Source organism: Nitrospinota bacterium (assembly GCA_016217735.1).
Taxonomy (GTDB): domain Bacteria; phylum Nitrospinota_A; class UBA7883; order JACRGQ01; family JACRGQ01; genus JACRGQ01.
Genome location: JACRGQ010000021.1, coordinates 65,856 through 76,836, shown reverse-complemented (window position 1 = coordinate 76,836; position 10,981 = coordinate 65,856). Strand labels below are relative to the sequence as shown.

Genomic DNA, 10,981 nt, shown 5'->3' with positions numbered 1-10,981 from the left:
GTCTTCGCATTGCTTCTTGGAGACCTCCAGAACCACGGGATAATCGTCGGACCGCTCGCCGTCTTTGACTTTGGACTTGGCCAGAAACACGGGATTTCCGCCGAGGATGATGTCCGTTCCACGGCCGGCCATGTTGGTGGCGATGGTCACCCACGCTTTGCGCCCCGCCTGCGCCACGATCTCGGCTTCGCGCTCGTGCTGCTTGGCGTTGAGCACGTTATGTTTGACCGCTTTGCGTTTGAGCATGGCGGAGAGTCTTTCCGATTTTTCGATGGATATGGTGCCGACGAGCACCGGCTGCCCCTTCGCGTTGGTGGCCACGATGTCATCGATGATGGCGTCGTATTTTTCCTCCGCCGTGCGGTAGATGAGGTCCGCCTGGTCCAGGCGGATCATCGGGCGGTTGGGCGGGATGCAGATGACTTCCAGCTTGTAGATATTGTCGAACTCGGCCGCTTCGGTGTCGGCGGTGCCGGTCATGCCGGCCAGCTTGGTGTAGAGGCGGAAGTAGTTCTGGAAGGTGATGGTGGCCAGCGTCTGGTTTTCGTTTTCGATCTTCACCCCTTCCTTGGCCTCCAGCGCCTGGTGCAGCCCGTCGCTGTAGCGGCGGCCCGGCATCAGGCGGCCGGTGAACTCGTCCACGATGAGCACTTCGTCGTCCTTCACCACATAGTCGACGTCGCGGTGGAAGATGATGTGGGCCTTCATCGCCTGGTTGAGGTGGTGCAGTATCTCCACGTTGCGCGGATCGTATAGATTGTCCACCCCCAGCGCCTCTTCGGCGGCGGCCACCCCCGCTTCGGTAAGCATGACGGAGCGGGCCTTTTCGTCGTGGGTGTAGTAGACGTCCTTTTTCAGCAGTGCCGGGGTTATCCTGTTCACGGCGGCGTACTTGTCGGTGCTCTCCTCGGCGGGGCCGGAGATGATGAGCGGCGTGCGCGCTTCGTCGATGAGGATGGAGTCCACTTCGTCAACGAGGGCGAAATGGAGGTCGCGCTGCACGCACTGGGATGCGCTGAACTTCATGTTATCGCGCAGGTAGTCAAAGCCGAATTCGTTGTTGGTGCCGTAGGTGATGTCGCTGTTATAGGCCTGCTGGCGCTGTTCGTCGTTCAGGCCGTGCTGGATGACCCCCACGTTCATGCCGAGGAAGTTGTAGAGTTTTCCCATCCATTCGGAGTCGCGGCGGGCCAGGTAGTCGTTCACCGTGACAAGGTGCGCCCCTTTGCCGGGGAGCGCGTTGAGGTAGATCGGCAGTGTGGCGACCAGGGTCTTTCCTTCGCCGGTCTTCATTTCGGATATCTTCCCCTCGTGCAGCACGATGCCGCCGATGAGCTGCGTGTCGAAGTGGCGCATGTTCAGCGTCCGCCTCCCCGCCTCGCGCACCACGGCGAATGCTTCGGGAAGAAGCTGGTCGACCGTTTCGCCGTTCGCCAGCCGCTGGCGGAATTCGGCGGTCTTCCCGCGCAATCCCTCGTCGGAAAGCGCCCGCATGCCGTCTTCCAGCGCGTTGATCTGAACGACGGCCGCGCGGATGCGGGCGATCTCGCGGTCGTTGCGGCTGCCGAATATTTTCTTTACCAAGGTTCCAAACATGGCGGCTATTATATATGCACAGTCTTTGCGTTTGGAAAGAAATTATGCCGAAAAAAACGATACAAACAATAAAAGCGCGGATTTTCAAGGACGCGCGGGGGATTGTGGTATTCCCGGCGGCGGCGGTGGCGCGCCGGCTCCAGGCGGGAAACCTCAAGGATTTCCACATCGCCACACTGAAGCCGGGGGCGGTGCGGGGGAACCACGTCCACCCGCACCATGACGAGTATCTCATCTGCATCGGGGATGGCGGCGCGGTGGTCATCCGCCACAACGGCCGGAATAAAACGCTCCGCCCGCGCAATGCCACCGTCAATATCCCCAAGGGAGTGCCGCACGCGGTGATAAACCGCGGCACGGGCGATCTCACGGTCGTCTGCTTTTACGGCCCGTCCCCCCGGCGGCTGACCCGGACGCGGGAAGAGGTGATCTGATGCAGGCGCTTCGGGCGATTCACCTGGAGGAGATCATCGACGCCGTCCGGGAATACCAGCCGGACGGCGATGTCGACAAAATACTGGGGGCCTATGCGTTTGCCTCGGCGGCGCACAAGGGGCAGGTGCGCCTCTCCGGCGAACCGTACATGAACCACCCGATGCAGGTGGCGCTCATTCTCACCAAAATGAAGATGGATACCGCTTCGGTCGCCGCCGGGCTGATGCACGACACGCTGGAGGACACCGAAGCCGACCCCGTCCGCATCCGCGCCCTCTTCGGCGAGGAGGTGTTGCGGCTGGTGGAGGGGCTGACCAAGCTGAGCCGCCTCACCTTCGCCAGCCGGGAGGAATCGCAGGCCGAGAACGTGCGCAAGATGATACTGGCCATGAGCACCGACCTGCGCGTGGTTCTCATCAAGCTGGCCGACCGCCTCCACAATATGCGGACGCTCGATTACATTCCCCCGCAGAAGCAGAAGTTCATCTCGCAGGAGACGATGGACATCTACGCTCCGCTGGCCAGCCGCCTCGGGTTGCACTGGATCAAGGTGGAACTGGAGAATATCGCTTTCAAGTACCTGATGCCGTTCGAGTACAAGCGGATCGACGGCCTGATGAAAGAGCGGCAGGAGGAGCTGGACAAGTTCATCAACAGCCTTTGCGCCCAGACGCGCGAGCTGATGCTGAAGGAAAAAATCATGGGGCAGGTGTCGTGGCGTTTCAAGCATTTTTACGGCATCTACCGCAAGATGACCGAGCAGGCGCTCGACTTCGACCAGATATACGATCTCATCGGCGTACGGATCATCACCAACAGCCTGCTCGACTGTTACAAGGTGCTGGGGCTTGTCCATTCGAAGTGGAAGCCGATCCCCGGCAAGTTCAAGGATTACATTGCGTTGCCGAAGGAGAATATGTATCAAAGCATCCACACCACGGTGCTCACGCACACCGGGCGGCGGGTGGAGTTCCAGATACGCACCATGCAAATGCACCGCAACAGCGAAGACGGCGTGGCGGCCCACTTCCGCTACAAGGAGGGGAAACGCCCCCCCGCCAAGGACGACGAGAATTTCATCTGGGTGAAGCGGCTGCTGGAACTGGGCCTCAGCGTGGACAACTCGGAGGAGTTCATCGACAACCTCAAGATGGATCTCTTCCCGAACGAGGTTTACGTTTTCACGCCGAAGCAGGAGGTGAAAGCCTTCCCCGCCGGGGCCACCCCGATAGACTTTGCCTACGCCATCCACACCCATGTGGGAAACCACTTCCTCGGGGCGCTGGTGAACGGCAAGCCGGTTCCGCCCGACTATCCGCTGCGCAACGGCGACGTGGTGGAGGTGCTCACCTCGAATGAGCAGCACCCGGTGCGCGATTGGCTCAAGATCGCCGTTACCTCCCACGGCCGCGCGAAGATAAAGGCGTATATCCGCGGCGCGCAAAAGGTGGAATCGTTGCGGCTGGGGAGCGAGATCGTGGAGAACGAATTGCGGCGTCACGGGCTGGACCCGGCGGCGTATTGGACGAAAGATGCGATGGAGGCCGCCGCGCTGGCGCTCGGCTTCAAAAACGCCGAGGTGATGCTCGACCGGGTGGGGGTCTCGTCCCTTTCGGCCTACACCGTGCTGCACAAGCTGCTTCCCCCCGAAAAGTGGCGCGCGGTGGAGGAGCGCCGCAAAAACTACATCGCCAGCGTGACCGAAAACCTGGGGGTGCGCGTGGGCGACATCCACGACATGCTGATCCGCTTCGCCGGCTGCTGCAACCCGGTGCCGGGGGATCCGATATTGGGTTACATTTCCGCCGGGCATGGGTTGGTGATCCACGCCAAAAGCTGCCCTTCGCTTAAATCGCTGGAAGCCGATCCCGAACGGCTGCTGGAGGCCCGTTGGGAGACCGCCGCGAAAAAACAGATGCGGCCGGTTCGCATCCTCATCAAGAGCCTCAACCGCCCCGGCATATTGGCGCGGGTTTCCGCCGCCATCGCCGAGTGCGAGGCGAACATCGCTTCCGCCGCCGTGACCGCCAGCAACCCGATGGAAGGGGATCTGGATCTCACGGTGGAAATAGAAGACCTCAACCACCTGCAACGAATACTGGGGGCGGTGCGGAAATTGGATGGCATCCGGAGCGTTGAACGGATCATGGATGCCCGCCGCGCCGAAAAACGCTAACCCCTCCGCCTTGATTTTGGGTGGAGCGGACGCTTGCCTGGCATCGGTACCGGCAACCGATCGGGTTTTGCCCGCCACGGCAACGACACGCGGGAATGCATGTACCGCCCGGATTCCCGCTTCCAAAACAGGTTCAGCGTGGCAAAAAGCGTACTGTCCGGATATTTGGGCAGTATGCTAAACAGCTAAAACATCTTGACTTGCGGCCGTTTTCAAAATATAAACCTGAAGGTAATGCATGATGAACTGAACTCGTACTGCGGCGATGGTGTCCGAATGGAGGGGAAGCTCCTCTTCAAGGGGGCTCTCCGGTTTGAGGGGTACTTCAAGGGAGCCATTGAAACGCCGGATACGCTTATCGTCGGCCCTAGCGGGAAGATCAACGCAAAGGTGGATGTCGGTTCGCTTTTTAACATGGGCGAGATCAATGGCGATATCCGCGGCTTCACGCGGATATCCATTCTCGCCGGCAGCAAGCTGACCGGCAATATCGACACCCCCGCTTTCATTTCGGAAGAAGGCGCGCTTTTCCGCGGCATGTGTACCATGCCTGAATCGCTCCCCGCCGGGTTTTTCGAGCCCAAGGAATCCAAGCTGAAAAAAACGCTCAACACCACGCTGCAGACATTTTGGGCCAGCACCGGTTTTGGCCAGCCGCGCTCCGCGGACGGTGAAAAAGAGGCTGACGCCGCGCCAAGCTCCGGTAAAAAGAAGGTAATTGCGGTGGCCGCCGCCGTGGTGCTGGCGTTGGTGATTCCATCGGCATGGTTTGTCATCAGGGCCAAGGACAAAATGGGAACCAGCATGGCTTCCCGCTACGTCTATGAAACTTTCGCCGGCAGCGACGCGCAGAAGCTGCTGACGCTGGGAGACGCCTATTTCGAGGAAGGGCACTGGCGGCGCGCCTCGGCCGTGTATGAACGGGTGAAAGAGCTTGCCCCGCTCGAACCGGAAATGGTGAAGCGGCTTGCCATGGCGCAGGAGAACGCCGGGGATGTCGACGCTTCCGCGGCCAACTACTTCGAATATCTGAGCGGACACCCCAAGGACGACAAGACCGTGGCGAAATTGAAGGAATGGTACGCCGCCGCGAAGGATACCGAAAAGCTGATCGCGCTCAATACCCTGCTGCTGGAAAAGCGGTCCGATATGGCCGAAACGGCGGCGAAGGAACTCTTCGCGCTCTATACCGATACCGGTAAAACCGAACAGGCGCTCGCCATTTACCGGGATAAAATCGCCCAGAGCCAGCGCAATTTCGACGATCTCATGACAATCGGCCGTCTGCAGAAAAAGCTGGGGCGGGTTAACGAGTCGATTGAAACCTTCACCGAAGCGGCGGGGAAGGCGAACGGCAACAAAGACGTGTACTACGAGCTGGCGTATGCCTGCCACAAGGCCGGCCTTGAGGATAAGTCGATGGAGTATTTCAATGTTTACGCCCGGCTCGACCCGGGGGGAACCGAGGCGGTCAACAATCAGGGATACATCAACCTCGCGCAGGGGAAAACCGACAAGGCGATGGAGATGTTCCAAACCGCGCTTCAGGGAAGCCCCAACAACATCCGGTCATTCCTGGGGCTGGCCATCACCTACAGCCGCCGGGGCGACGCGGGGAAGGCCGAGGACTTCTGCAAAAAAATCCTGGAGATCGACGCCGATTACGCTCCCGCGCTCAACCGCCTTGCCTGGCTCTATGCGCAGCAAAAACGGAAGCTTGACGATGCGCAGAAATATTCCATCGCCTCCATGCGCTACAATGAAAATGTGCCGGACTACATCGACACCCTTTCCGAAATCTACTTTCAGCGGCAGGATTACGATAAAGCGATCGGCCTGATCGAAAAGGCGATCAAGCTGCGGCCGGCCAACCCGTATTTCCACGCGCAACTCGAGAAATTCAGGGCCGCCCAAAAACAGTCCGGCGGCGTTAACTAACCCCTTTTGCGGGAGGCGCCCATGGACACACCAATAAAAATCAGCGGCATTTATTACGAACGGAAGATACTCCAGATGGGAACCGCCGGCACGCACAAGGTGTCGACCGACCATCATGACCTGCATTACTTCGCTAAAGACAACGCCAAAGGCGAAGTGGACATCTGCTATCTCAAGCCGGACGGCTCCCCCTCGCCCATAGTGGCCGAATCGATCACGCGGGAAGAATTCGCCGTCCGCTTCAAGGCTTGCGGCACGCACGAGTGCGATCTCCGCAAAAAGACCCCGGAAGAAAAGAAGGCGGCGGCAGTGGAAGAAAAAGTGCGGAAGGGGGAAGAGCACCTGGAAAAGAAGGAGTACAACTCCGCCACCTTCGAATTTGGCCAGGCGCTCAAGGTGGACGACAAACGTCTGGACGCCCATCTCGGGAAAGGGCAGGCCCACTTGGCGCTGGGCGAGGTGGACAAGGCAAAAGAGCATTTCGAGAAAATGGCTTCCATCGACACCCTCTACAGCGAGGATAACAAGCACACCCTGAACGATCTGGGGATAACGCTGCGCCGAAGCGGCATGTTCGAGGAAGCGATCCGCAATTACCGGAAGGCGGCGGCGATGGATCCCGCCGACGAGGCGCTCCACTTCAATATGGGCCGCGCCTACAAGGAGTGGGGGAAGACCGCCGAAGCGCGGGAGGCCTTGCAAAAGGCGCTGGCGATAAAACCGGATTTCAAGGAAGCGCTGGATCTTCTTAAGGCGCTGTAACGGCATCCGCCGTGTTTAACCGGCCGGAAAAAAAGGCCGTCCCGCGGGGAGACGGCCTGGTCAAGGCGAAAAGGGTCAGGTCAGCTTGAGGACTTTTTTCAGTTTCTCTTCCAGCGTACCGGCGGTGAAGGGCTTCACCACGTAGTCGTTAACTCCGGCCTGCGCGGCGGCAACCACGTTGTCCTTCAGCGCCTCGGCGGTGACCATGATCACCGGGAGGGTTTTGAGCGAATCTTCGGCGCGCATGGCCTTGAGCAGCTCGAGGCCGGTCATGTTCGGCATGTTCCAGTCCAGCAGCACCACGTCGTATTTGTTGGCTTTCAGCTTCGGCAACGCGGTGGACCCGTCGTCGGCTTCGTCCACGTTTTTAATGCCGAGTTGGCCCAGGATGTTTTTTTCTATTTTACGCATGGTCGCGAAATCGTCAATCACCAGCACCCGCATATTCGGATCAAGTTCTGCCATAACGCTCCCTCTTTATTATTCATGGTAAAACCGCATCGTGCAGTTACCCCAACTCGGCTAACTATACCGGAAAAGGGGGGGTAAATCAAAGCTTAAGGGGAAAAAGTGGGGTGAGTGACGGGGATTGCCCACATACGCGCTCGCATCACGCCCGCGCTTTGCGGGCCGCCTCGCTTCCTAATCAGGCATCCATGCCTGTTTGCGCTCCCTTATCGGTCGCGCCGGAAGCTCGCTTCAAGTCCCTGACGGAGCAGACGGGAATTTATGGGGTGAGTGACGGGGATTGAACCCGCGACCAATGGAGCCACAACCCATTGCTCTACCAGCTGAGCTACACTCACCATCCAAAAATGAAGAAACAAGTATAGCCAAAAACTGGACAATTGCAAGAAGGAGACGGCGTGCAACGGCAGTTTACGGGCATCTCCGGAACGCCCGCCGGCCGGGCCGCAATCCTCGGGAAAACTATATCGTCCGTAAATAAGAGATGATGGCTTCCAGTTCTTTCGGGTTGCATGCGCCGGTGGGGGGGCAGTTGTGCGCCGCCCTTTTCATCATTTCGCTTTGCGAATACTTTTTACCCACCCCCTTGAATCCCGGGGCGCTGGCTCCTTCGCCGTTTTTGCCGTGGCAGGAGTAGCAGCGGTATTTTTCCCCCTGGAAGAGCGATTTCCCCTCGGAACCATCCGCGGCATACGCGGCGGCGGCAAGACTCAAAACAAGCAACAACGCAAAGGTCTTCACGTTCCGGGTCATCGGCGTTCCTCCTGGATTTTTTTGGGGGCAATGAGCAGCACGTCGCATGGGGCGTGTTTCGCCACGCGTTTTGCCACGTCCGGCAGGAAGAGGTCGAACAGCCCTTCGTCGTGATGGTATCCCACGAGGATGAGGTCGGCATTGAGTCTCTTGGCCACCCTAACCACCGTATCGGCGGGATCGTCCCCCTCCTCGATCACCACCTCGCAGGAGATGCCGTTATCGGTGAACCACTTCACATATGCGGCGACGCTTTCCTTGAGCTGATTTTCGCGCGTCTCGTTGAGTTCCCGCAGCACTTCGGGGGGGAGCAGATTCACCTCGCCGTCGCCGACGGTTTCCATGGCGGAATAGACCGACATGAAGGTGAGGTGAACGCCCGGCACCAGCGAAAGAGTGGCGGCCGCCTTGCGCAACGCATCGGAGGAGAGCGCATACCACTCGTGCGCGGGGGGCGGCACGGCAACAAGAACATTTTTATATGTTGTTTTCATGATGACCCTATTATATCCAGTTTTTGGGATAGTGGCGGTCGGATGCGAGATTGTTGACCACCAATGCGACCATAAGCAGGACGAGCGCCCCCCCCAACACGGGGTAGAGCACAAACGTCCATCCCGCTTTTGTACTGACGCCGATAAGCGCGGTGGCTCCCCCCGGCGGGTGGAGCGTACGGGTTGCCAGCATCGCCACGATGGCGAGCGACACCGCCAGCGCGATGGAAAACTCGGTGTTCCCCAACATCTGATAAATGCCCACCGCGATGACGGCGCTGATGGCATGGCCGCCGACGAGGTTGCGCGGCTGCGACAGCGGCCCTTCGATGGCGGCGTAGATCAGGACGGCGGACGCGCCGAATGAGCCGATCATCATTGGCACCCCGGAGCGGTAAGTAATGGCCGCCACGGCGAAAATGCCGCAAAAGGCCCCCAGCCAGGACCAGAAAATGTAGCGGGTCTTTACGCGCGGGGGGGCATCGGCACCCTGTCCCCCGAATTTTTTCAGGTATTCCACGAACCCGCTTTGCTTCATCCCTGTTTCCCGTCAACAGTGCGTCACGCGCCGCCCGGCATGATTAATGTCATCCAGACGGTGGAGGCTACTTCTTCGGATTATCCTTCGGGGCGGCCGGCTTCTTGGCCTCCTCTCCCCCGTTGCGTTTCAGAAGGCCTTCAACCCGTTCCATGTCGGCACCGGCCACTCCAACGCCGTTTATCCAGAACGCCGGCGTGCCGGTCACCCCCAGCTTTTGCCCCCACTTCATATGCTCTTCCAAGACCGGGTTCGCCTTTTCCTCGCATCCCGCGGGGAGGTCGAAGTTCTTGTCCCATTTGCCGGCCATCGTTTCGCGGAAGGCCTCGACGGGGTTTTGGGCGCAGAGGATGTTGCGCGATTTTTTCGCGGCGTCGCGGTGCATCGGCAGCGGGAAGAAGAAAAGGTAAACCGTCACGTCCTGCCGGTTTTGCAGCCACGCATCCGCCTTGCGGCAGAAGGGGCAATCCGGGTCGCTGAATTCCACCACGGCATTGGGGCCGTTGCCGATTTTAACCGCTTTGTCCAGCGGGAGCGACTGCACCAGCAGCATCTGTATCTGGGTTTTCCGTTCCGCCGTCAGCGACTTTTTGTCGCGGACCATTTCGCCGAAAAACAGCGTCTTGGTTTTGAGATGGAAGTAAAATATCTGGCTGTTTATCACCACTTCGTACAGGCCGTCAATATCGGTTTTAGATACCGCGTCCAGCGGGGCGGCCGGGTTGATCTTGCGCAATTCTTCCATCACCTGTGCGGTGGCATCTTTGGCGGCCTGCGCCGCGCCGCCGAAACAGACCAGCGCCGCAACCGACGCCGCAATTATCATTCTTTTCACGCCCATGATTTCTCCTCGTACGCGGTTTTTACATCGAAGTTCCAACTATACCACAACAACCTCAACAACCCCCCGTGGCCCAATGTTGGGTAGTGTTGACATTTCATAATGCATAAAATAGAATAAAACAACTTTAAATAAAGGATGTTTATTGATCGGGCGCGCTTGTTGTTTTTCCGCCCATTACCGCTGAAAAGTTAAACTTGGGTATTTGAGGGGTTCCGATGAAAAAGCCGCTGACATTTATCGTTTGCATCCTTCTCGCCGCGGGGACGGCCCATGCCACGCCGTCAAAACTGATGCATATTCCTTCCACCGACGTGCAGCCGTATGGCACCTTCCATCTGGCCATTGAAAACAACACCACCATGTTCCGCCAGCGGGACATAGGCGGCCACGCCGAACCGGCGAACTTCGGCCTTTCAGCCGGTCTCCTCGATGCGGGCACCTTTCAGATTGAAGCGGGGGTCGATATGCGCGAACCGTACGATTACCCGCTCACCTTCCACGCAAAAGCGGCCACCACCGAAGAGGCCTTCGGCAAATGGGGGCCGATCCTCGCCATCGGCATTTATGACGCCGGCACCGACAAATTCAAAAACGACATCAACATCGTCTACGGCGAGGCATCCAAGACCGTCTCCTTCATCGGCCGTTTCAGCGTCGGCTACTTCTTCGGCAACTCGTACTTCCTCAAAAATCCGGCCGGCGACGCCGACAGCCACGGGCTGATGCTCGGTTTCGACCGCCGCATGCCCGAGGTCAACGAAAAGCTCTGGTTCGGCATCGACTATATGGGAACCCGCAGCTATTATGGCGCGGTCACCTTCGGCATCGGCTGGTCGTTCAGCGAAAAGGCGACGCTCGTCATCGGTTACATCCGCTATAACGAAGAAGCAATAGCCAAGGGGTGGCCTCCGGGCGATCCCGCCACCAATGCGCGCGCGGGGAACTTGATGACCTGGCAGGCGCATTTCGATTTCTGA

The 10,981-nt window shown here is 58.9% G+C and carries 11 protein-coding genes and 1 tRNA gene; 5 read left to right on the top strand and 7 right to left on the bottom strand.

Translation table 11 applies throughout. From position 1 onward, the window contains the following. Positions 1-1,596, bottom strand: a 1,596-nt coding sequence (gene secA / locus HZA03_03555) for a preprotein translocase subunit SecA (GenBank protein MBI5637030.1), incomplete at its 3' end; no start/stop codon positions are given. Between the two features lie 44 nt (positions 1,597-1,640). Here secA and HZA03_03550 point away from each other — a divergent pair. The 4 genes from HZA03_03550 to HZA03_03535 all read left to right on the top strand — a co-directional run bounded on the left by HZA03_03550 (position 1,641) and on the right by HZA03_03535 (position 6,907). Continuing rightward, positions 1,641-2,030: a cupin domain-containing protein gene (locus HZA03_03550; GenBank protein ID MBI5637029.1), complete on the top strand. Its 390-nt coding sequence runs from the start codon at positions 1,641-1,643 to the stop codon at positions 2,028-2,030. Next, positions 2,030-4,207 (top strand): bifunctional (p)ppGpp synthetase/guanosine-3',5'-bis(diphosphate) 3'-pyrophosphohydrolase, encoded by a 2,178-nt coding sequence (locus tag HZA03_03545; protein ID MBI5637028.1) that lies wholly within the window; start codon positions 2,030-2,032, stop codon positions 4,205-4,207. Before HZA03_03550 ends, HZA03_03545 begins: the two co-directional genes overlap by 1 nt. A gap of 234 nt (positions 4,208-4,441) precedes the next feature. Next, a complete protein-coding gene (locus tag HZA03_03540; GenBank protein ID MBI5637027.1) occupies positions 4,442-6,145 on the top strand; it encodes a tetratricopeptide repeat protein in 1,704 nt (567 codons plus the stop codon). Positions 6,146-6,166: 21 nt separating this feature from the next. Then, positions 6,167-6,907, top strand: a complete 741-nt coding sequence (locus HZA03_03535) for a tetratricopeptide repeat protein (GenBank protein ID MBI5637026.1) — start codon at positions 6,167-6,169, stop codon at positions 6,905-6,907. A 75-nt stretch (positions 6,908-6,982) separates the two neighbouring features. Here HZA03_03535 and HZA03_03530 read toward each other — a convergent pair whose 3' ends face one another. The 6 genes from HZA03_03530 to HZA03_03505 all read right to left on the bottom strand — a co-directional run bounded on the left by HZA03_03530 (position 6,983) and on the right by HZA03_03505 (position 10,001). Beyond that, complete coding sequence (locus HZA03_03530; protein MBI5637025.1) at positions 6,983-7,351, bottom strand: response regulator; 369 nt, start codon at positions 7,349-7,351, stop codon at positions 6,983-6,985. A gap of 286 nt (positions 7,352-7,637) precedes the next feature. Then, a tRNA-His gene (locus HZA03_03525) sits at positions 7,638-7,713 on the bottom strand. A 124-nt stretch (positions 7,714-7,837) separates the two neighbouring features. After that, positions 7,838-8,128, bottom strand: a complete 291-nt coding sequence (locus tag HZA03_03520; protein MBI5637024.1) for a cytochrome c — start codon at positions 8,126-8,128, stop codon at positions 7,838-7,840. Further along, a complete protein-coding gene (locus HZA03_03515; protein MBI5637023.1) occupies positions 8,125-8,622 on the bottom strand; it encodes a universal stress protein in 498 nt (165 codons plus the stop codon). Before HZA03_03515 ends, HZA03_03520 begins: the two co-directional genes overlap by 4 nt. Before the next feature lie 10 nt (positions 8,623-8,632). After that, positions 8,633-9,160, bottom strand: coding sequence for an HPP family protein (locus HZA03_03510; GenBank protein ID MBI5637022.1), 528 nt, complete (start codon positions 9,158-9,160; stop codon positions 8,633-8,635). A 67-nt stretch (positions 9,161-9,227) separates the two neighbouring features. After that, positions 9,228-10,001 (bottom strand): DsbC family protein, encoded by a 774-nt coding sequence (locus tag HZA03_03505; protein MBI5637021.1) that lies wholly within the window; start codon positions 9,999-10,001, stop codon positions 9,228-9,230. 218 nt (positions 10,002-10,219) lie between these two features. Here HZA03_03505 and HZA03_03500 point away from each other — a divergent pair, with 218 nt between their 5' ends. Beyond that, positions 10,220-10,981, top strand: a complete 762-nt coding sequence (locus HZA03_03500) for a hypothetical protein (GenBank protein MBI5637020.1) — start codon at positions 10,220-10,222, stop codon at positions 10,979-10,981.